The sequence below is a fragment of the Mesorhizobium sp. CO1-1-8 genome (genome assembly GCF_020164875.1).
In the GTDB taxonomy this organism is placed as follows: domain Bacteria; phylum Pseudomonadota; class Alphaproteobacteria; order Rhizobiales; family Rhizobiaceae; genus Mesorhizobium.
Map to the genome: position 1 here is coordinate 1 of NZ_JAIUGZ010000018.1, position 19,100 is coordinate 19,100.

Sequence of the window (19,100 nt, forward strand, 5' to 3'; positions counted from 1 at the left end):
GCCGCCTGCGGGTGGTGAAGGCCCGCAGGCGGCAACCCACTTTGGCCCCGAAACGATGAAAAGTCATAAGACAAGCAGTTCACCGTTTCACGGAAACGGCGGCCCGCTCTAACTCTTTGTTTTGACGCAATTCCCAAGGGAAAAGCGCTACGCGCTTCTCCTGGAATTGCTCTGGCGTTCAAACGCTCAATAGTTGTGGAAAGCACCGGGCCGCGCCTCGTCGGGCGTTGCCCGGCTTGTCTTTGCCGCCCGCGGCTGGCAATTTCCCGGACTGACTCCGTCAAAAGGCGTCTCCCCGCCGGGACCCATCGGTTCTGGCCGATTGTACGCTGTCCTGGATTGCCAAATGCCCTTCTCCATCGCCACCTGGAACATCAATTCCGTTCGCCTGCGCATGCCGATCGTCGAGCGCCTGCTCGTCGAGCATGCGCCCGACGTGCTGTGCCTGCAGGAAACCAAGGTTCCCGACGAACTGTTTCCCGAAAAGGCTTTCCGCAAGCTTGGCTACGAGCACATCGCCTTCCATGGCCAGAAGGGCTACCACGGCGTTGCGACGGTGGCGCGGCGGCCGATCGAGGTGGTCGAAAAGCGACGCTTTTGCGAGATCGAGGACAGCCGGCACCTGTCGGTGACGGTGCGGGCCGGCGGCAAGGCGATCCTGCTGCACAATTTCTACGTCCCGGCGGGCGGCGACGAACCGGACCCCGTCATCAACAGGAAGTTCAAGCACAAGCTTGATTTCGTTGCCGAGATGAATGCCATCCGAGCAGAACATGACGAGGTATCCGGCTCGGTGCTGGTCGGCGACCTCAACATCGCCCCGCTCGAACATGACGTCTGGTCGCACAAGCAACTGCTCAACGTGGTCAGCCATACGCCGGTCGAGACGGAAAATTTCGAGGCGATGCGTCGCGCCGGCAACTGGGTCGATCTGATGCGGCTCAACGTGCCGGATGAGCAGAAGCTCTACACCTGGTGGAGCTATCGCGCGCAGGATTGGGAGCTGTCCAATCGCGGCCGCCGCCTCGATCACGTCTGGTCGTCGCCAAACTTGGTGCCCAGCTTTTCCGGCTACGAGATCCTGCGTCTGGCGCGCGGCTGGGAGCGCCCGTCGGACCATGTGCCTGTCATCGCGCGGTTCGATCTGGACTAGACTAGACGGAAAACCGCTTCACACTTTTCCTAGAATTGCTCTGGTCTGGTCGAAGATGCGGCGCGTGCGGCGTTCAGTCGGCAGAATTGGGATCGGCTGGATCCACCCACGGACGGCCCAATCGTGTCACCATCGCCGCGTACCCCACGGCACCTGCCGCCCAAAGGAAGATGCCAAGCTCTTTGACGACGTCCTCGGCGATGGCGGCCGCAGAACCAGGGGTAGGAAACAGCTCTCCGAGCTGGTCGATCGATGCTGACATCGCGAGCAGGAAGCCTGCGGCCAAAAAGACGATCGTGCCGTCGAATGTCTTTCGTCGCAGCCGAAAGAACCAGAACAACCCGGCGGCGGCGTAGGCAATCATCGGAACGATCTCCGGTATCCCTACAATCGGCAGCACGTCCTCATGGATCAACAACAGGTCATCGAGGCCCAAGAGCAGGGTAAGGCCGCCGAGAAACGTGCAATCCCATCGGCGCGTGAGCAGGCCAGCAAACAGGGCCGCGGCGCCGGAGCCGATCCATAGCGAAGCACCCAGGGACGAAATCCACCCCGTATAGAAGCCGACTCCGGCGGCTGCAGATGGATCTCGATAAAAGATCCAGGCGTCCAGACCACGAATTTGCGCGACGAACAGCGCGGCTAAGAGCATCGCAACGTTAATCGCCGTTGCCGCCAGTATGACCAGGCGCCAGGCTATTTTCCACTCGCCGCCATGCTTTGTGTTCAGCGCGTTGTTCTCTGGCATTTCTATTCTCGTTGAGGACTGAGGGAAACTCCATTGGAACCAAATTAGGATAGCCGCCAGATCTGCCGCCGAGAACTCCGCCTGCATTGTGCCGGTGGTCACCACGGAACGGTTGCAGCGCTTGGCCCCACCGAACCCATTGTACCATGGCGTCGATGTTCAGGTGAGGCCGGCCTGCAAATCGCCGACCTGAATCCCAACACGCTTCGAAGCGCGACCAGATGAACTCAAATTCAAATGGCGCGCTTCAAGTCTTCATGCATGTCGTTGTCGCGAAACTGCTGCGCTGACAGGCCTGCCAGATCCGGCAGATGGGGATGGTCGCGGTGGCGCGTCGCCAGCATCCGTTGCACCGCTTCGATGATTGTCGACGCCGGGACATTGGCGACCAGGCCGGTCGGGCTGGCATGGCGGGCATCGATCACGTCCACACAGTTCGAAAGCGGCCTCCAACGGGCCATGTTGGCGCCGCCATTGACGATAACCATCGGCGTCATCACGGTTGCCATCAGATGTGCGGTACCGCCTTCGGCACCGATGTAAAGATCGGCAAACTCGCCGAGCGCCAGCAAAATATCACCGATATCGACACCTTCGATCGCGGCGGAATCGACAAGCCGCAGCTTCGGCACGCGCTGAGCCAGCTCAGCCATATCGGGACCATCGCCGGGGGTTTTCACATAGAGAAGGTTCGCCCCGTCGGCGATCAGGCTGTCGGCGATCGCGGCAACCTGATCCGCCGACATGCGCTTGCTGGCGCTGCCATGCGCCGCGATAATGATCAACGGAGCATGCTTGCGGTCCGCAAGGCTCCTGGCCGCCGCTCGCGCGGCCGGGCCAGGCTCCAGCCGATGATCGAAAGGCAGCCGCTTGCCGGCAAGGCGTTCGATGAGGCGGTGGTAGCGCCAGGCATTGTGCTCGGGTCGTGCTTCAGGCCTTTGGCCCAGGCGCCAGGAAAGCGCGAAAGCCGGAAAGTTTGCCTCATAGGCGATGCCGCGGCCGAGCAGTGATGCCGAGGCTTGAAGCAGCCAACGCGCCGAGATGCGGAAATCGACAACGGCCAATCGCCCCTTGCCCTTGTGATGACCGGCAATCAGGCGCGCGAGCGGCGTCCGCACATTGATCGCATCGACCAAATGGCCGGCATGGCGGTTGAGGCTGTGTTCAAGGGACGACGACCGGGTGGTTCCGTAGACGATGAAACTATCGGGGAATGCCGTTCTGACGGCGCGCAAAGCCGGAACCCGGATCAGTCCGTCGCCGAACGCGTCATTGCGGGAATACAAGATAATCGTCTCGTACCGCCCTGATGGCATGGCTCGCTCCCCCCAGGAGCCTGGTGGTGATGGCGCCTGCTGCGCCGGCCGCCTTCGAGGTGCTTTAGGATTTCACCTCTTGCCTGTCAACGGAACCCCTGGATCCGGGCATCCGGATGAACGACCCATTGGCGATTCCCCACTCCGGCCGCAGTGCGCCACGATCAGTTCATCGCGGCGAATGTCGTTGAAAAACGCCGCCGCGCTTTTGCCTTCGGCCGCGAAGCCAACAGCTTCGTAGGCGGGCTGCCTCAGCCGGAGAAGCGCGGCGCCAGTTCCTCGATGCGGCGGATCATCGCCTGAAATTCCTCCGAGATGCGCTGGTGGAGCTTGACCGCGATCTCGGGATATTCCTCCAGGATGCGGCGGAACATCTTGCGGCTGAGCCGCATCACTTCCGAATCGATCTCGGCCGAGGCGCTGGTCAACCGGTTGGTGTCGGCGATCAATGCCAGTTCGCTCAGGATCGTGCCGGGGTCTGCCGTGCCAATCGGGATGCGTTCACCATTCTGCTCCCGGTAGAGCACGATGCGCCCGCTGACAACGATATAGGCGGAATCGGCCTCGTCGTCCTCGCGGTAAAGCTTGTGATTGGCAATCAGCCTGGTGTTCTCGGCGCCAAAGGCGAGCAGGCGCAGTTGTTCCTGCGTGAAACCCTCGAAGAGCCTCACGGCGGAGAGGACGCGGATGTCATCATCCAGCGCCATCTAGCTATGTCCCCGAACCGACAGTCCGACTCCTCCTCTGCGAGTTCGATCCAAACCACCCTCCAACTGGATCGTACCCGAAAGCGGCCCCGCCCGACCGCTCATTGGATAATGAAATGTTTAAGGAACCAGCTTGTAGCCGCCGCTTTCTGTCACAAGAATTTCCGCATTGGAAGGATCGCGCTCGATCTTCTGGCGCAGCCGGTAGACATGGGTTTCCAGCGTGTGCGTGGTGACGCCGGAATTGTAGCCCCACACCTCCTCGAGCAGCACGTCGCGCGTCACCACCTTCTGGTCGGCGCGATAAAGATATTTGATGATCGAGGCCTCCTTCTCCGTCAGCCGCACCTTGCCGCCGCGCGGGTCGAGCAGCAGTTTCTGGCTGGGCTTGAAAGTATAGGGCCCGACCGAGAAGGTGGCGTCCTCGCTCTGCTCATGCTGGCGCAGCTGCGCCCGAATGCGCGCCAGCAGCACGGCGAAGCGGAACGGCTTCGTCACATAGTCGTTGGCGCCGGCCTCGAGACCAAGAATCGTATCCGAATCGGTGTCGTGGCCGGTCAGCATGATGATGGGCGCCTTGTAACCGCCCTTGCGCAGGATCTTCACCGCTTCGCGGCCATCCATGTCGGGCAGCCCGACATCCATGATGAGCAGATCGATGAGGCCGCCGCGCGCTGCGGCGACACCTTTTGCCGCAGTCGATTCCTGCTGCACGTCGAATTCCTCGTAAAGGGATAATTGCTCGACCAGCGTGCCGCGCAGGTCGTCATCGTCGTCGACGATCAGTATGGTGCGTGAAGTCATGGATCAATCCGTTGTTTTGCAAAGAAAATTCAGTTGACCGCTGCCTGTTTATGCGGAAGCTGACCGGCGCAACAGCCGTTCACAGTGATTTGTTCCGTGGCACGATCATACAAGAAAAAACACGATCGCAATGCAGCCGGCGCAATTTTGCGAAAAGGGCTGCGTGTGCTGACCGTGCGGGCCAGGCCCGGCCATCCAAGCCAGGGCCTGCTGCAGGCCGGGAAAACGGTGTTTGCCTGTGCTTTGGGGCGCGGCGGCATCTCCGCCGGCAAGCGCGAAGGCGATGGCGCCACACCGCTGGCCGCGATGCGGATCCTGTCGGGATATTTCCGCGGGGATCAGTTCTCCAGCGGCCGCAGGACCCGTCTGGCGATGACGCCGATCGGGCCCGATCTCGGCTGGTGCGAAGTGCCCGACGACCGCAACTACAACAGGCCGGTCAGGATTCCCTATGGCGCCAGCCACGAACGCATGCGGCGCGACGACCGGCTCTACGACGCCTGTCTTGTGCTCGACTGGAACCTGTCGCCGCGCCGACGCGGGCGCGGCAGCGCCATCTTCTTCCATCTGGCGCGCCCCGGCTTCACGCCGACGCAAGGCTGTGTGGCTGTGACGGCACAAACCATGGCGCGGCTGCTGCCGTTGCTGTCGGACCGGACGGTGGTGAGGGTGGTAAGGTAGTAGGGGAGTAGGCTCGGCGCAGCCTTAGTTTTTCCTATTCCCCTATTCCCTTACGGCCAGGTCTCTGCCAGCCGATGTCGAGCAGGCCCAGCCGGCCAAGCTCCCTGTCCATTGCGCGAGCGACGTCACGGCGAGCGCCGCCGACATCGCGCAGTTGGCGGTCGGAGAGATCCTCGACGTTCTGGTAGGCAATATCGCGGCCGGCGAGGCGTATCGCGACCCGGGCGTGACGCAACCAGTCGAGGGTCTCGGCCAGCCAGTTCGGACGGGGTATCGATGAATTCAAAACGATGATGGACATGGTGTGATCCGTTCTCTCCGGATAGCAAATCCGGCTTGATGATGTTTCGATGATTGGATCATGCCAGATTGAAATCTCTGCGAGAAACGAGTAGTTTTCTCTGGATTATCAAGTTTTATTTGAGGATAGGATGGCTCGCCTTCTGCCCGGGACTCGGGCCTTGAGGACACTGGAAGCAGCGGCGCGGCACCTCAATTTCACCCGTGCCGCCGACGAGCTCGGCCTGACACCGGCCGCCGTTAGCCATCAGATCAAGGAAATCGAGGATCAGCTCGGGCTGGTGCTGTTCACGCGCACCAGCCGCACCATCCGACTCACCGAGGCGGGGACGGTGCTGTTCGACGCCTCGGCGGACGCGCTCGACCTGCTTGGCCGGGCCGTTTCGCGGGCGCAAAAGCTGACGCGCGGCACCGCTCTCTTGAAGGTAACGCTCGACGCGCAGTTCGCATCAAAATGGCTGATGCGGCGCGTCGACGATTTTCGCAAGCATCACCCCGATATCGAATTGCGATTCGACATTGCCTATGAAGTGCGGGATTTCGAACTCGATGACATCGATGTCGGCATCCGTTTTGGCGCCGGCAAATATCCGGGCCTTCGCACCCACCGGCTGTTCGACAATATCCTCATTCCGGTGTGCAGCCCAAGCCTCTTGACGTCCGGTCCACCGCTGCGCGAGCCGCGCGACCTCTTCAATCACACGCTTGCGCATATCGAATGGTCGCGGCAAGGCGTGACGTGGCCGAACTGGCGGATGTGGATGGCGGCGGCCGGCATCAATGATTTCGACGACAGCCGGACCGTCGTGTTCGGAAACTCCACGGATGCCGTCCAGGCAGCGCTCGACGGCAATGCCGTCGCGCTCGCCGATTTCGCCATGGTGGCGAACGACCTTTCCCAGGGCAGGCTGGTGCAGCCTTTCGAACTCGGCCTGCGGGTGGCGCCCGAGTTCGCCTATTTCCTGGTCTATCCCGAAAATACCGCCGACGATCCGCGCATCGTCGCCTTTCGCGAATGGATGCTCGAGGAAGTCGCCAAGACGCGGACCACGGAGAAAGGGCAGTAGGGCAGTAGGGCAGTAGGGCAGTAGGGCAGTAGGGCAGTAGGGCAGTAGGGATAGGCGTCGGTGCCCCCTATTCCCCTACTGCCTTCTTGATCAGCTTGCCGCTGCGCCGAACCAGCCGATCACGGCGCCGATGATCAGCAGCACGCCGAGCCAGTGGCCGCCGTCGATGAGGGTCAGGTCCCAGCCGAAATTCTCGTAGCGATGGTTGACCGAGAGCGTCGTGGCGACGAAACCCAGCCAGAGCACGAAGCCGAAGACAAGTCCGGCGAGCAATGTCGGCTCGCCGCCGGTCATCGCGCCGACGACCAGGGCCACTATGGTGGCCATGACCAGTTCGGCGATGAAGCTGATGACAAAGGGCAGCGGTGACTTCTTTATCGTCGCCGGATCGAGCTTGGCGGCCTTCAGCCAAGGCTTGCTCAGGCCCATGTACCAGGCGGCGCCGAACAGCCATGCGACGATTGCGGCGGCAATCACCGCCAGCCAGTTCACTGCTGAAAAATCCATGAACTCCCCCTCAGTGCGGTTCATCGCTTCACGGAAACGCAGAACCGCCCTCTCTCTTGTTCGACGCAATTCCCAAGGGAAAGCGCTATGCGCTTTTCCCGGGAAAACCGTGTCACACTTTTCCTGGACTTGCTTTAGTCCGGATGTGATGGAACGCCTGTTCGGCGATCGCGTCAAGCGAACCGCCAGACGGTCGTGCGCTTGACCAGCGCATCCTCCAGCGCCCGCGTGACAGCCACTTCATAGACGGCAAGCGGCTCCAGCCCTGCCTTCGGCATATATGACCTGCCGGGATCGCCGACGAGGATTTCGGCGCCGCGCGCCTTCAGCGTTGCGAACCATGGCATCAGCCGGTCGGCGAAAGATTTGTCGTAGAAAACATCACCGGCCAGGACCACGTCCCAACCTGCATCGGTGCCTATGCAATCCGTGCCGAGGAATTCGGTCCCGACACCGTTGGCCTCGCCGTTGAGCCGGATCGCGGTGGCGCAAAACGGATCGATGTCGGTTGCGATCACCTTGGCGGCACCTGCCTTGGCGGCGGCGATGGCGACAAGGCCGGAGCCGGAGGCGAAGTCGAGCACGCGCTTGCCCCGCACCGTGCCGGGATTGTCCAGGACATAGCGGGCAAGGCCCTGGCCGCCGGCCCAGGCGAAAGCCCAGAAGGGCGGCGGCAGGCCGATCTCGACCAGTTCATCCTCGGTCCGCTGCCACAGATCATGCGCTTCGTCGGCAAGATGAAGCAGGATTTCCGGCACGTGCGGCGGCGCCATCAGCGCCGTGTTGTCGAGAATGAATTGTTTGGCGCTGTTGGGCGTGAGCGCCGTCACGGAGCCGGCGTCAAGCCGCCCATGCGGCAGACTTCCTTCCATTCGGCCGGCGTCACCGGCTGCACGGAAAGCCGTCCGAGCCGCACCAGCGCCATGTCGGCAAGCTTCGGATTGGCCTTCACCTGTTCCAGCGTCGGCGGGTTCGGCACGTCCCTTACGGCGCGGATGTCGACGCATTCCCAGCGCGGATCGTCCGAGGTGGTGTCGGGATGGGCAAGCGCGCAGACTTCAGCGATGCCGACGACGTTCAACCCCTCGTTGGAATGGTAGAAGAAGCCGAGATCGCCGACCTGCATCGCCTTCATGTTGTTGCGCGCGGCGTAGTTGCGCACGCCGTCCCATTGCGTGCCGGCCTTGCCCTTGGCCTTCAGCATCTCGAAGGAGAACTTGAATGGCTCCGATTTGAACAGCCAGTAGTTCATGTCTTTCTCCTCCTTGAAGTCGCGCGGGCGACCGGGATTAACTAGCCGCCGGCTTGTTGAACGTCCAGTTCCACGGGCGGATTTCGACGCTTTCGAACAGCCCTGCCTTGTCGTAGGGGTCGGCGGCCGACAGAGCCTGCGCCCCTGCCAGGTCGGGCGCTTCGACGACCACGAGGCTGCCATTGGGCTTGCCTTCGGTGTCGAGGAACGGGCCGGCGAATGCCAGCTTCTTGTCGCCGTTCAAGCCCTCGAGAAAGGCAATATGCTCGGGCCGCGTGTCGAGGCGCACCTGCAGACTTCCGGGCTTGTCCTTGCAAATCACAGCAAACAGCATGGTTCTTTCTCCTGGTCTCTCGGGTTCAAGGTTGGGGGATCAATCGTTGGTTTCGGTCTTCAGCGGCCGGGTCATCAAGGCGGTCACAGCCTGCCGGACGGTGATGGCACCGTCCAGTATGGCGGCGACGGCGGCAATGATCGGCGCGTCGATGTTGCGCTCGGTGGCGATGCGGGCAGCGATCGCCGCCGTCGGCACACCTTCGGCCAGCGGCAATCCGGCAAGCGGCTTGCCTCGCCCGAGCGCCAGGCCATAGGCGAAATTGCGCGACTGGGTGGACGAGCAGGTCAGCAGCAGGTCGCCAAGACCGGAAAGCCCCATCAGCGTTTCGGGCCTGGCGCCGAAGGCGGCGCCGATGCGGCGCAGTTCGACAAAGCCGCGCGTCACCATGGCGGCCTGGGCGCTGGCGCCGAGACCCGCGCCAGCGACAGCACCTGCGGCAATGGCGAAAACGTTCTTCAAGGCGCCGCCGATCTCGACGCCGATCAGGTCGTCGTTCGAATAGCAGCGCAAATTTTCGGCGGAAAAGCGGGCGGCGAGATCGGCGGCCAATGCCTCGTCGCGGGCGGCGACCACAACGGCCGTCGGCAGGCCGCGGGCGACGTCGGCGGCGAAGCTCGGACCCGACAAAGCGGCCACCGGATTTCGCGGCAGGATTTCTTCGACAATCGCCGACAGCAAGGCGCCGGTCTCGCTTTCGATGCCCTTAGCACACAGAACCAGCGGGATACCGGCCGGCATATGATCCTTCGCTGCCGCCAGCGTAGCCCGCAGCGACTGCGCCGGCGTCACCGCCAGCACGCAATCGGCACCGTCGAGCGCGGCTTGGATGTTGCTCGTCGCCACGATGCCGGCCTCAAGCGTAATGCCCGGCAGATAGCGTTGGTTTTCGCCGCGGTCGATCGCGGCGACGGTCTCCGGGTCGCGCGCGTAAAGGCGGACGAAATGCCCGGCGCGCAGCATTGCCAAGGCCAAGGCAGTGCCCCAGGCCCCGCCGCCGAGCACGGCAACGCGCCAGCCGCTTGGCGCGGTGTCGTTGCCGCTCATTGCGCGCTCGTTCATGCCTTGGCTCCGCGCCGGCCGGAGCCGACCATCGGCGCCGAGATGCTGTCCAGCGGCCAGCGCGAGCGCGGCACGAAATCGAAGCCGTTCTCCTGCGCCATGCCTTCGCGCAGCCGCTCGATGCCTGCCCAGGCGATCATCGCCGCATTGTCGGTGCAAAGCTCTAGCGGCGGCGCAATGAAGGCGAAGCCGGTCTCGGCACAGAGCCGCTCCAGCATGGTCTTGATCGTGCGGTTGGCGGCGACACCACCGGCGACGACGAGGGCCGGGTTTTTCGTGCCGGGAAATGTCTCGCGAAAGCGCGTCACCGCGCGAGAAACGCGATCGGCCAAAGCATCGGCGACCGCTGCCTGGAACGAAGCGCAGATGTCGGCGACGTCCTGGCCGCTCAGCGGCGCAATGGCGCTCGCCGCCTGGCGTACGGCGGTCTTGAGGCCGGAGAAGGAGAAGTCGGGCTGTGCCGAGCCCTTCATCGGACGTGGAAAGGCAAAGCGCGAGGCATTGCCGGCCCGTGCCGCCTTTTCGACATTCGGTCCGCCGGGATAGGGCAGGCTAAGCATCTTGGCCGTCTTGTCGAAGGCTTCGCCGAGCGCGTCGTCGATCGTCGTTGCCCAGCGCTGGTAGTCGCCGACGCCCCGCACGGCGACGATTTGCGTATGGCCGCCGGAGACCAGCAGCAGGAGATAGGGAAAATCGAGCCCGTCGGTCAGCCTTGCGGTCAGCGCATGGCCTTCGAGGTGGTTGATGGCGATCAGCGGCTTGTTCGCCGCAGCGGCAATCGCCTTGGCGGTCATCAGCCCGACGATCAGCCCGCCGACCAGGCCGGGGCCGGCGGTGGCGGCAATCGCGTCGATATCGGCGAGCGCTGTGCCCGAATCGGCAAGCGCCGCCTCGATGATGCCGTCCAGCGCTTCGACATGGGCGCGCGCGGCGATTTCCGGCACGACACCGCCGAATGCGGCATGCTCCTCGATCTGGCTGAGCACGATGTTGGACAGGATTTTCGGCGCGGCGTCGCCGTCGATGGCCACCACGCTGGCGGCGGTCTCGTCGCAACTCGTCTCTATGCCCAGCACGCGGATCAATTCGTCGCTGTCCCTAAAGATTGTATCATGGGGCTTTCCCCGTTAGGAGAACCCCGGAAAGCCTCGCTTGCCGGGGGGTTATCACGGACTGCGCGCCATGCAAACAATCTTGAGAATCGGAACACGCGGCAGCCCGTTGGCGTTGGCGCAGGCGCATGAAACACAGGCGCGGCTGATGGCCGCGCATGGCATGCCGGCGGAGGCGTTCGAGGTCGTCGTCATCTCGACCAGCGGCGACCGCATCCAGGACCGGCCGCTGTCGGAAGCCGGCGGCAAAGGCCTGTTCACCAAGGAGATCGAGGAGGCTCTGCTGGCCGGCCGGATCGACATCGCCGTGCATTCGTCGAAGGACATGCCGACGCAACTGCCCGACGGTCTCGAACTCTCGGCCTTCCTGCCGCGCGAGGATGCACGCGACGCCTTTGTCGGCAAGGCGGCGAAGACGATCGCCGAACTGCCGCGCGGGGCGAAAGTCGGCTCGTCGTCGCTGCGGCGGCAAGCGCTGATCCGCCGGATGCGGCCGGATCTCGACGTGGTGATGTTCCGCGGCAATGTGCAGACGCGGCTGCGCAAGCTTGAAGAAGGCGTCGCCGCCGGCACGATCCTGGCCTATGCCGGGCTGAAGCGGCTTGGGCTCGAGCACGTCGTCACCGACCTGATACCGCTCGATGTCTTCCCGCCGGCGCCGGGGCAAGGCGCGATCGGCATCGAAACCCGTATCGGCGACCGCGATGTCGAAAAGATGCTGGCAGCCGTCCATGATGTGCCGACCGGCCAGGCGCTGGCCTGCGAGCGTGCCTTCCTGGCGGCGCTCGATGGCTCCTGCCGCACGCCGATTGCCGGCTATGCGGCGATCGAGGCTGGAAAACTGTCTTTCGCCGGGCTGATCATCTCGCCCGACGGGACGCAGTCGCACACGGTCGAGTTGCAGGGACCGGCACAAGACGCCGCCCGTATCGGCACCGAAGCAGCCAGGACAGTGCGGGCCAGGGCCGGCGAAAAGTTCTTCGACGGCTGGCTCTGAAATGCTTCGCGTCCTGGTGACGAGGCCGGAACCGGGTGCTTCGCGCACTGCGCATCGGCTTGAGGAGACGGGGTTTCAGCCGATTCTCTTGCCCCTGACCGAAACAAAGGCGTTGCCCGCCGCCGCCGGACTGATCCCGGACGATGCCGTCGCGGTGGCCGTCACAAGCGTCAATGCCATGCGCCATGCGCCGGAAGAAATCATCGCGACGCTTGCCGCCTTACCTTGTCATGCGGTCGGCAAAAGGACGGCGCAAGCGGCGCGTGAAGCGGGGTTTTTGTCGGTCAGCGAAGGCCCGGGCGATGCGGAGGCGCTGGCCGACAGTCTGGCCGCCCATCTTTCTGGAAAGACGATTGTCTACCTCTGCGGGCGCGTGCGTTTTCCGGCGTTCGAACAGAGGCTCGGGTCTGCGGGCGTTCGGGTCCACGCCGTAGAGACCTATGACACGCTGACAGTGGGCTATTCGGACGAAGTCATCCTCAAACGCCTGTCCGGGCAACCTGCCGACGCGGTATTGCTTTATTCAGCCAAGGCGGCGGTGGCGATGCAGACCTTGGCAAGACGGCCCGCTCTGCGCGGTCTCTTCGAAAAAACATGGGTTTTTGCGCTTTCCACTCGCATCGCCGCAGCCTTCGACGATGTCGCCAGCGAAAGGATCCGCATCGCCGCGCAGCCTGACGAGGACGCACTGCTGGCGCTTTTGCAGGTGCCGCGCTGAGCCGCGTCATCACACCGCCCCTTTTCACCGCTTGGTGATGTGCTAGACCCTTTCTGAACCATCATGCGCCGCCAGGCGTTGAGACGAAGCGAATTGTGCGGAGCCCAGGCATGGTCAAGACGCCGAAGATGCGACACTCGAAAAGCCGCCGTGAGCCGGTGACCATCGATCTCGAGCCGGGCGCCGTCTCACGCATCGCCGACGAGGACGCCGCCAGGCAGGGGGCTCAGACAGACGAGGCGAAGGCCGAGGAAGCAGCGAACGCTTCGCAGCCCGAGGTTCCCGAAGAGCCGGTTCATGCCGACCAGACCGATCTCGAGCCCTGGGAGCATGCCGACGCCCGGGCCGAACCGGATCAGCCGCCGGCAGCAGCAACAAAGACCGGCAGCGAGGCTGAGCTCTCCTATCCCGGAGCGTCCGACGAGCCCGGATCGTCCGATGCGCCGGCCGGCAAAACCAAAGCCTACGACTACAGTTTCGACGACGCATCGGCGAAGCGCACACAGACCGACAGCAGCAAGGCCAAAACCGAGACACGGGGCGAGAAAATGGCGCAAGCCCCTGAAAAGCGCGGCGGCCTCAACGGCATCGCCGCCGGCATCATCGGCGGCGTCATCGCGCTGGTCGGTGCCGGCGGGCTGCAATTTGCCGGCCTGCTCGGCGCGCCCGGTTCCGGTGCCAGCGTCTCGCTCGATGGCGTCAATGGCGACATCGCCTCGCTGAAGACCGAAATCGCCGGCTTGAAGGACGCCGGCGGCAACGGCGATGCAGCGGCGAAGACGGTCGGACTGGCCTCGGGCCTGGAGCAGGTCAAGGCCGATGTGGCGGCGCTGAAATCGGCTGTCGAGAAAGGTGGAGCAGGCGACGCGGCCGGCGTCACCGCGCTGGGCGACAAGGTCGCGCAGATCGAGACAGCGGTCGCCGCCCTCGGCAAGGCCGGCAGCTCGGCGCCGGTCGATCTCGGTCCGGTCAACGAAAAGCTGGCAGGCCTCGACGCGCTGGTGAAGTCGGCCGGCGAGGCGGCGACGGCGCAGGATGGCCGGCTGACAGCGCTGGAGCAGTCTGTGTCGCAGCTGTCCGGCAAGGTCGAGGCGGCGGCGGGGCAGCCGAAGATCGCGCTTGCCATCGCGGCGTCCGCCTTGAAGGCGGCGCTGGAGCGTGGCGGGTCGTTTTCGGCCGAACTCGAAACCCTCGCCGCGATTTCGCCTGATGCGCCGCAGCTTGCGGCACTGCGCACCTATGCTGAAAAGGGCGTTCCAACCCGCGCCGAGATCGCATCGCAGGCTGATGCCGCGGCCAATGCCATGGTCACTGCTGCGACGCCTGTCGATGAGAATGCCGGCTTCGTTCAGAGCCTTCTGTCGAGCGCCGAATCGCTGGTCAAGGTCAGGCCGATCGGCGCCGTCGAAGGCGCCGGCGCACCGGAAACCGTCGCGCGCATGGAGGCGGCGGTCAACCAGGGCGACTACGCCAAGGCACTCAGCGAGTATGAAACGCTGCCCGAGGCCGCCAAGGCTGCCGGCGCCGACTTTGCCGGCAAGCTGAAGGCGCGCATCGAGGTCGAAACCCAGGTCGATGCGCTGATCTCGGGCGCGATGAAGGCATGAGGGCAACACAATGATCCGCCTGCTCGCCTTCCTCATCGTCGTTTTCGCGCTCGGGCTGGGCTTTGCCTGGCTGGCCGACCGGCCGGGCGACATGGTCGTCACGTTCAACGGCTATCAATACCAGGTCAGCCTGATGGTGGCGGCAGTGGCTGTCGTTGCCGTGGTCGCCGCGGTGATGATCCTGTGGTGGCTGCTCAAGTCGCTGTGGAACAGTCCCTACACCATCTCGCGCTATTTCCGTGTCCGCCGCCGCGATCGTGGCTATCAGGCGCTGTCGACCGGCATGATTGCCGCCGGCGCCGGTGATGGCGCACTGGCCCGCAAGAAGACCAAGGAAGCCGCCAAGCTGATCCGTTCCGACCAGGAGCCGCTGATCCATCTGCTCGAAGCGCAGGCGTCGCTGCTCGAAGGCGATCATGAAGGCGCGCGGCAGAAATTCGAAAGTATGCTCGACGATCCCGAAATGCGGCTGCTGGGTTTGCGCGGGCTTTATCTGGAAGCCGAACGGCTCGGCGACCGCAACGCCGCCCGGCATTATGCCGGCCGCGCCGCGGTGATGGCGCCGCAGCTGGCCTGGGCGGCGGAATCGACGCTGGAAGAGCTGACCGCGCGCGGCGACTGGGACGGCGCCCTGAAACTGGTCGACGCGCAGAAGTCGACACGGCAGATCGAACGCGATGCCGCCAACCGCCGCCGCGCCGTGCTGTTGACCGCCAAGGCGCAGGCGCTTGCCGACAGCGATCCCGCTGCCGCCAGGACGGCGGCGATCGAGGCCAACAAGCTTAGGCCCGATTTCGCACCCGCCGCCGTTGCCGCCGCGGCCGCATTGTTCAAGCAGAACGATGTGCGCAAGGGCTCGAAGATACTCGAGGCGGCGTGGAAGGCGGAGCCGCACCCGGAGGTTGCCGAGCTCTATACCCATGCAAGGCCGGGCGACGCCGTGCTCGACCGCCTCAACCGGGCGAAGAAGCTGCAGGAAATGAAGAAGAACCACGCCGAGTCGTCGATGACGGTGGCACGCGCCGCGCTCGACGCGCAGGATTTCTCGACCGCCCGCCGCGAGGCCGAGGCCGCGATCCGGATGGACCGCCGCGAGGGCGCCTACCTGCTGCTCGCCGACATCGAGGAGGCCGAGACCGGCGATCAGGGCAAGGTGCGGCAGCTGCTGTCCAGGGCGGTGCGGGCGCCGCGCGATCCGGCATGGGTCGCAGACGGCGTGGTATCGGAACGCTGGGCGCCGGTATCGCCGATCACCGGCCGGCTCGACGCCTTCGAGTGGCGCGCGCCGATGGAGCGTCTTGGCCAGTTGATCGACAGCCATGATGACGCGCCGACGGGTGCGGTGCCCGCCATCGAAGTGCTGGCAAAGCCGGCCAGCGAAAAGCCGGTCGAGGTGATCGATGATGCCGTTGGCGAGACGTCGGCGGGCAAGCAAGCTGAAAGTCGCGAAGAAGATCATGTCAGGCCAATCACGGCAGCGGCCTTTGCCGCGGTGCCGAGCGATGCCGAGGGCGTCGAGCCGGCCGAGGAGCTTGCGCGGCTGCCGGACGATCCCGGCGTCGATCCGGACGAGGAAGCGGAGAAATCGCCGCGCCGGTTTCGGCTGTTTTGAGTTGGGCAGGCCGGAAGGCCGTTGGGGTATGGATCAATGTTTGAACGCGTTCTGTCGTTTCTCAGGGATTTGCCGACCGGTGCAAGCACGCATACTAGCACCGACGATCCGCGCATCGCTGCCTCGGCGCTTCTCTACCATGTGATGAACGCCGATGGCGTGCGCCAGGATGTCGAGTGGGAGCGGTTCAAGGCGGTGCTGGCGGAGAGCTATTCGATCAGCGGCGCCGAACTCGAAGCGCTAGCCGCCGCCGGCGAGCGGGCCGACAATGAGGCGATCGACCTCTATGCCTTCACCAGCGTCCTGAAGCGCCATCTCGATGCCGATGCGCGTAAGGCCTTCATCGGCCTGATGTGGGAAATCGTCTATGCCGACGGCGAGTTGCACGAGCTGGAGGACAACACCGTCTGGCGCGTCGCCGAGCTGATCGGCGTCGAACGCCATGATCGCGTCGAGGCGCGCCGCAAGGCAGCGGCGCACGCGCCCGGCGCCACCGGAACATCGAGCGACGAATAGGATCTTCGCCTTCCCATGCCACGCCAAACCAGTTCGAAGCCAAAGATCCTGATCGTGCTGCATCAGGAGAGTTCGAGCCCGGGACGTGTCGGACACATGTTGCTGGAAGAAGGTTTCGATCTCGATATCCGTCGGCCGCCGCTTGGCGACGCCTTGCCTGAAACGCTGGACGACCACGCCGGCACGGTGGTGTTCGGGGGCCCGATGAGCGCCAATGACGAGGACGAGTTCGTGCGCCGCGAGACCAACTGGCTGGAAATACCGCTGAGGGAGAACCGGCCATGTCTCGGCATCTGTCTCGGCGCGCAGATGCTGGTCAACTATCTGGGCGGCAAGGTCGAAGGTCACGGTGAAGGGCTGGTCGAGGTTGGCTGGTATCCCCTGAAAGCGACCGAAGCCGGCAAGCAACTGATGCACTGGCCGGAGATGGTCTATCAGTTCCACCGCGAGGGTTTTTCGCTGCCCAGGGACGCGACGCTGCTGGCGACGGCCGAAACCTATCCCAACCAGGCCTTCCGCTACGGCGACAATGCCTGGGGCATCCAGTTCCATGGCGAACTGACCAGGGTGATGATGCAGCGCTGGGTGGTGCGCGGCGCGCATCGCTTCGAATTGCCCGGCGCCCAGCCCGGCCGCGATCATCTCGGCGGCCGGCTGATCTGGGACATGCATCTCAAGCGCTGGCTGGACGAGTTCCTGCGGATGATTTTCGGCAAGCCGAGCAATAGCTAAAGCGCGTCGCGTTTGAACGGATTCAGGCGACGCGCTTTAAGTCTTTGTTTTTATGCATGTCGGTCTCCCAAAACCGGGCGACTTTTGGGCGACATGCATTAAGGTTCGAGCACCGGCCGCAGGAAGCTGCGCTCATAGCTGAGAATGCTGCGATTGCGTTTTTCCATTTCAAACACTTCCTGGCATTCCGGGTCGGCAGCCATCCGTTTGCGATAATCCTCGTAGTCGGCAAGGCTCGGAAAGCTGAACATGGCATAGGCGATATTGCTCGCCCCCTCGCTCGGAAGGAAATAGCCGTGATGGTTTCCGCCGAGGCGGTTGACCAGAGCTATCCAGCGGCGGCCATAGTCTTCGAACTCGGCAAGCTTGTAGGGGTCAATGATATATTTCAAGTAGCAAGTGATCATGAGAGCTCCTGTGGGCGAGGCATGTCGGCTGTCAACCGTGGGAAGATCAGTTGCGTCCGTTGAGGTGGCGCACCTTGCGCAGTTGCGGGAACAGCACCATCCACAAGCCCGCGACGGCGATGGCGCCGATGCCGCCGATCACCACGGCCGGCACCGTGCCGATCAGCGCGGCCATCGTGCCGGCGCGGAATTCGCCGACCTCGTTGGAGGCGCCGACAAAGACCTGGTTGACGGCGTTGACGCGGCCGCGCACCTCGTCGGGTGTCCACAGCTGGATTAGCGTTTCCCTGATATAGACGCTGAACATGTCGGTGGCGCCGAGACCGGCAAGGGCTACGATCGACAGCCAGGTGATGGTCGAAACGCCGAACAGCACCGTGAAGGCGCCAAACGCGGCAACGAAACCGAGCATGATCTTGCCGGCATTGTCACGCAGCGGGTGACCGGCAAGCCAGACCGCGACGCAGATGGCGCCGATGCCGGGTGCCGAGCGCAGCAGGCCGAGGCCCCAGGGACCGAGTTCCAGAATGTCGCGCGCGTAGACCGGCAGCAGCGCCGAGGCGCCAGACAAAAGCACGGCAAAGAGGTCGAGTGAGATGGCGCCGAGCACGATCTTCTCGCTCCAGATGTAGCGAAAGCCGGCAAACAGCGTTTCCATCGTCGGCTTGTCGGTGGTGCCCTGCTGCGCGGGCTTGGGAATGGTGAAGATCAGCAGGCCGGCCACAAGCATCAACACAGCGGCGACGGCATATGCGATCTCGGCCGAGACTCCGTAGAGAAGGCCGCCGGCAACCGGGCCGACGATAGTCGCCGTCTGCCAGGCGGATGAGTTCCAGGCAATCGCGTTGCCGAAATCCTCCGGCGGTACCAGATTCGCGAATAGCGACGACGAGGCCGGTCCGTAAAAGGCGCGCGCCATGCCGAACAGCGCCAGCACGACGAAGATTGGCAGCGGACTGACGAGGCCACGCAGCGTGAAGTACAGGAGAACAAGGGCACAGCCGGCCTCGACTACCGTCGCCAGTGCCATGATCAGCCGGCGGCCGAAGCGATCGGCGACGACGCCGGTGACCAGCACCAGGAGCAGCGACGGCAGGAACTGGACGATGCCGACAATGCCGAGATCGAAGGGATCGCGGGTCAAATCATAGATCTGCCAGCCGACCGCGACGGACACGATCATGGTGGCGAATGTGGTGAGGAAACGTGCCGCCCAATAGCTCAGGAAGGAGCGATGGCGGAACGCGGCATAGCGCTGGTCCGGCGAGGTTTGTGCTGCTGTCATGGAGTGAGGCCCCGTTGCGATGGCATCGGAGCGACGTGCGTCCAATTGGACGCACAAAGTACGCTCCAACACTTGTTAGTTTTCGCATCGTGCTTTCCGAAATCGGAACCGATTTTCGGCCGATGCGACGGCGGGGCACTTCCCGGATGGGCGCTGTTCCGGCCAATGGAACTTCTAGTAAAG

General features: G+C 63.9%; 22 protein-coding genes. 9 read left to right on the top strand and 13 right to left on the bottom strand.

All coding sequences use genetic code 11. The features are described 5' to 3' along the window. Window positions 1–346 precede the first annotated feature (346 nt). Entirely contained in the window at window positions 347–1,153 is an 807-nt protein-coding gene (locus LB558_RS27390; RefSeq protein ID WP_224700401.1) for an exodeoxyribonuclease III, read from the top strand. A gap of 73 nt (window positions 1,154–1,226) precedes the next feature. Here LB558_RS27390 and LB558_RS27395 read toward each other — a convergent pair whose 3' ends face one another. The 4 genes from LB558_RS27395 to LB558_RS27410 all read right to left on the bottom strand — a co-directional run bounded on the left by LB558_RS27395 (window position 1,227) and on the right by LB558_RS27410 (window position 4,728). Next, window positions 1,227–1,901 (bottom strand): hypothetical protein, encoded by a 675-nt coding sequence (locus LB558_RS27395; RefSeq protein ID WP_224700402.1) that lies wholly within the window; start codon window positions 1,899–1,901, stop codon window positions 1,227–1,229. 233 nt (window positions 1,902–2,134) lie between these two features. Next, window positions 2,135–3,217 carry a glycosyltransferase family 9 protein gene (locus LB558_RS27400; RefSeq protein ID WP_224700403.1) on the bottom strand — a complete coding sequence of 361 codons (1,083 nt, stop codon included), beginning with the start codon at window positions 3,215–3,217 and terminating at the stop codon, window positions 2,135–2,137. A 251-nt stretch (window positions 3,218–3,468) separates the two neighbouring features. Next, window positions 3,469–3,924: a Crp/Fnr family transcriptional regulator gene (locus tag LB558_RS27405; protein ID WP_013528897.1), complete on the bottom strand. Its 456-nt coding sequence runs from the start codon at window positions 3,922–3,924 to the stop codon at window positions 3,469–3,471. A 120-nt stretch (window positions 3,925–4,044) separates the two neighbouring features. After that, window positions 4,045–4,728: a response regulator transcription factor gene (locus tag LB558_RS27410; RefSeq protein WP_224700404.1), complete on the bottom strand. Its 684-nt coding sequence runs from the start codon at window positions 4,726–4,728 to the stop codon at window positions 4,045–4,047. Between the two features lie 144 nt (window positions 4,729–4,872). Between LB558_RS27410 and LB558_RS27415 the strand changes: the two genes are divergently transcribed. Then, a complete protein-coding gene (locus tag LB558_RS27415; RefSeq protein WP_206517360.1) occupies window positions 4,873–5,409 on the top strand; it encodes a L,D-transpeptidase family protein in 537 nt (178 codons plus the stop codon). 34 nt (window positions 5,410–5,443) lie between these two features. Here LB558_RS27415 and LB558_RS27420 read toward each other — a convergent pair whose 3' ends face one another. Then, window positions 5,444–5,710, bottom strand: a complete 267-nt coding sequence (locus tag LB558_RS27420; RefSeq protein ID WP_224700405.1) for a hypothetical protein — start codon at window positions 5,708–5,710, stop codon at window positions 5,444–5,446. A 130-nt stretch (window positions 5,711–5,840) separates the two neighbouring features. On the opposite strand from LB558_RS27420, the gene gcvA reads away from it, so the two are divergent. Beyond that, window positions 5,841–6,776 (top strand): transcriptional regulator GcvA, encoded by a 936-nt coding sequence (gene gcvA, locus LB558_RS27425; RefSeq protein WP_127260067.1) that lies wholly within the window; start codon window positions 5,841–5,843, stop codon window positions 6,774–6,776. Between the two features lie 90 nt (window positions 6,777–6,866). Here the strand turns inward: gcvA and LB558_RS27430 are convergent, their stop codons facing one another. The 6 genes from LB558_RS27430 to tsaD form a co-directional block, all read right to left on the bottom strand. Further along, a complete protein-coding gene (locus tag LB558_RS27430; RefSeq protein ID WP_224700406.1) occupies window positions 6,867–7,283 on the bottom strand; it encodes a DUF1761 domain-containing protein in 417 nt (138 codons plus the stop codon). Between the two features lie 173 nt (window positions 7,284–7,456). Continuing rightward, the gene (locus LB558_RS27435; RefSeq protein ID WP_224700407.1) at window positions 7,457–8,155 is read right to left on the bottom strand and encodes a class I SAM-dependent methyltransferase; all 699 of its coding nucleotides are present in this window, start codon (window positions 8,153–8,155) and stop codon (window positions 7,457–7,459) included. Next, window positions 8,110–8,535 carry an EVE domain-containing protein gene (locus tag LB558_RS27440; RefSeq protein ID WP_127260065.1) on the bottom strand — a complete coding sequence of 142 codons (426 nt, stop codon included), beginning with the start codon at window positions 8,533–8,535 and terminating at the stop codon, window positions 8,110–8,112. Before LB558_RS27440 ends, LB558_RS27435 begins: the two co-directional genes overlap by 46 nt. A 37-nt stretch (window positions 8,536–8,572) precedes the next feature. Beyond that, window positions 8,573–8,869 (bottom strand): YciI-like protein, encoded by a 297-nt coding sequence (locus LB558_RS27445; protein WP_224700408.1) that lies wholly within the window; start codon window positions 8,867–8,869, stop codon window positions 8,573–8,575. A gap of 39 nt (window positions 8,870–8,908) precedes the next feature. After that, window positions 8,909–9,931, bottom strand: a complete 1,023-nt coding sequence (locus LB558_RS27450) for an NAD(P)H-dependent glycerol-3-phosphate dehydrogenase (RefSeq protein WP_224700409.1) — start codon at window positions 9,929–9,931, stop codon at window positions 8,909–8,911. Continuing rightward, a complete protein-coding gene (tsaD, locus tag LB558_RS27455) occupies window positions 9,928–11,013 on the bottom strand; it encodes a tRNA (adenosine(37)-N6)-threonylcarbamoyltransferase complex transferase subunit TsaD (RefSeq protein ID WP_224700498.1) in 1,086 nt (361 codons plus the stop codon). The genes LB558_RS27450 and tsaD overlap by 4 nt, the downstream gene beginning before the upstream one ends. A gap of 100 nt (window positions 11,014–11,113) precedes the next feature. Here tsaD and hemC point away from each other — a divergent pair, with 100 nt between their 5' ends. The 6 genes from hemC (at window position 11,114) to LB558_RS27485 (ending at window position 17,225) form a co-directional block, all read left to right on the top strand. After that, the gene (hemC, locus tag LB558_RS27460) at window positions 11,114–12,040 is read left to right on the top strand and encodes a hydroxymethylbilane synthase (protein ID WP_224700410.1); all 927 of its coding nucleotides are present in this window, start codon (window positions 11,114–11,116) and stop codon (window positions 12,038–12,040) included. A gap of 1 nt (window position 12,041) precedes the next feature. Continuing rightward, window positions 12,042–12,758 (top strand): uroporphyrinogen-III synthase, encoded by a 717-nt coding sequence (locus LB558_RS27465; protein ID WP_224700411.1) that lies wholly within the window; start codon window positions 12,042–12,044, stop codon window positions 12,756–12,758. A gap of 110 nt (window positions 12,759–12,868) precedes the next feature. Further along, window positions 12,869–14,365, top strand: coding sequence for a COG4223 family protein (locus LB558_RS27470; protein ID WP_224700412.1), 1,497 nt, complete (start codon window positions 12,869–12,871; stop codon window positions 14,363–14,365). A 10-nt stretch (window positions 14,366–14,375) separates the two neighbouring features. After that, on the top strand, window positions 14,376–15,977 hold the full coding sequence (locus tag LB558_RS27475; protein WP_224700413.1) for a heme biosynthesis protein HemY: 1,602 nt from the start codon (window positions 14,376–14,378) through the stop codon (window positions 15,975–15,977). 36 nt (window positions 15,978–16,013) lie between these two features. Beyond that, window positions 16,014–16,493: a TerB family tellurite resistance protein gene (locus LB558_RS27480; protein ID WP_224700414.1), complete on the top strand. Its 480-nt coding sequence runs from the start codon at window positions 16,014–16,016 to the stop codon at window positions 16,491–16,493. Window positions 16,494–16,508: 15 nt separating this feature from the next. Then, window positions 16,509–17,225: a glutamine amidotransferase gene (locus LB558_RS27485; protein WP_127260056.1), complete on the top strand. Its 717-nt coding sequence runs from the start codon at window positions 16,509–16,511 to the stop codon at window positions 17,223–17,225. Window positions 17,226–17,323: 98 nt separating this feature from the next. Here the strand turns inward: LB558_RS27485 and LB558_RS27490 are convergent, their stop codons facing one another. Together LB558_RS27490 and LB558_RS27495 are read right to left on the bottom strand one after the other, a co-directional pair. Beyond that, a complete protein-coding gene (locus LB558_RS27490; protein WP_224700415.1) occupies window positions 17,324–17,632 on the bottom strand; it encodes an NIPSNAP family protein in 309 nt (102 codons plus the stop codon). A gap of 46 nt (window positions 17,633–17,678) precedes the next feature. Next, window positions 17,679–18,917, bottom strand: coding sequence for an MFS transporter (locus LB558_RS27495; RefSeq protein WP_224700416.1), 1,239 nt, complete (start codon window positions 18,915–18,917; stop codon window positions 17,679–17,681). Between the last annotated feature and the right edge of the window lie 183 nt (window positions 18,918–19,100).

Excerpts from the sequence above, each read along its gene's own strand:
- LB558_RS27440 (WP_127260065.1), bottom strand. The coding sequence starts at position 8,535 with ATGAACTACTGGCTGTTCAAATCGGAGCCATTCAAGTTCTCCTTCGAG.
- LB558_RS27465 (WP_224700411.1), top strand. The coding sequence starts at position 12,042 with ATGCTTCGCGTCCTGGTGACGAGGCCGGAACCGGGTGCTTCGCGCACT.
- LB558_RS27480 (WP_224700414.1), top strand. The coding sequence starts at position 16,014 with ATGTTTGAACGCGTTCTGTCGTTTCTCAGGGATTTGCCGACCGGTGCA.
- LB558_RS27390 (WP_224700401.1), top strand. The coding sequence starts at position 347 with ATGCCCTTCTCCATCGCCACCTGGAACATCAATTCCGTTCGCCTGCGC.
- LB558_RS27450 (WP_224700409.1), bottom strand. The coding sequence starts at position 9,931 with ATGAACGAGCGCGCAATGAGCGGCAACGACACCGCGCCAAGCGGCTGG.
- LB558_RS27420 (WP_224700405.1), bottom strand. The coding sequence starts at position 5,710 with ATGTCCATCATCGTTTTGAATTCATCGATACCCCGTCCGAACTGGCTG.
- LB558_RS27485 (WP_127260056.1), top strand. The coding sequence starts at position 16,509 with ATGCCACGCCAAACCAGTTCGAAGCCAAAGATCCTGATCGTGCTGCAT.
- LB558_RS27470 (WP_224700412.1), top strand. The coding sequence starts at position 12,869 with ATGGTCAAGACGCCGAAGATGCGACACTCGAAAAGCCGCCGTGAGCCG.
- LB558_RS27400 (WP_224700403.1), bottom strand. The coding sequence starts at position 3,217 with ATGCCATCAGGGCGGTACGAGACGATTATCTTGTATTCCCGCAATGAC.
- LB558_RS27405 (WP_013528897.1), bottom strand. The coding sequence starts at position 3,924 with ATGGCGCTGGATGATGACATCCGCGTCCTCTCCGCCGTGAGGCTCTTC.
- LB558_RS27490 (WP_224700415.1), bottom strand. The coding sequence starts at position 17,632 with ATGATCACTTGCTACTTGAAATATATCATTGACCCCTACAAGCTTGCC.
- LB558_RS27435 (WP_224700407.1), bottom strand. The coding sequence starts at position 8,155 with ATGGAAGGAAGTCTGCCGCATGGGCGGCTTGACGCCGGCTCCGTGACG.
- hemC (WP_224700410.1), top strand. The coding sequence starts at position 11,114 with ATGCAAACAATCTTGAGAATCGGAACACGCGGCAGCCCGTTGGCGTTG.
- LB558_RS27445 (WP_224700408.1), bottom strand. The coding sequence starts at position 8,869 with ATGCTGTTTGCTGTGATTTGCAAGGACAAGCCCGGAAGTCTGCAGGTG.
- LB558_RS27430 (WP_224700406.1), bottom strand. The coding sequence starts at position 7,283 with ATGGATTTTTCAGCAGTGAACTGGCTGGCGGTGATTGCCGCCGCAATC.
- LB558_RS27410 (WP_224700404.1), bottom strand. The coding sequence starts at position 4,728 with ATGACTTCACGCACCATACTGATCGTCGACGACGATGACGACCTGCGC.
- LB558_RS27495 (WP_224700416.1), bottom strand. The coding sequence starts at position 18,917 with ATGACAGCAGCACAAACCTCGCCGGACCAGCGCTATGCCGCGTTCCGC.
- LB558_RS27395 (WP_224700402.1), bottom strand. The coding sequence starts at position 1,901 with ATGCCAGAGAACAACGCGCTGAACACAAAGCATGGCGGCGAGTGGAAA.
- LB558_RS27475 (WP_224700413.1), top strand. The coding sequence starts at position 14,376 with ATGATCCGCCTGCTCGCCTTCCTCATCGTCGTTTTCGCGCTCGGGCTG.
- gcvA (WP_127260067.1), top strand. The coding sequence starts at position 5,841 with ATGGCTCGCCTTCTGCCCGGGACTCGGGCCTTGAGGACACTGGAAGCA.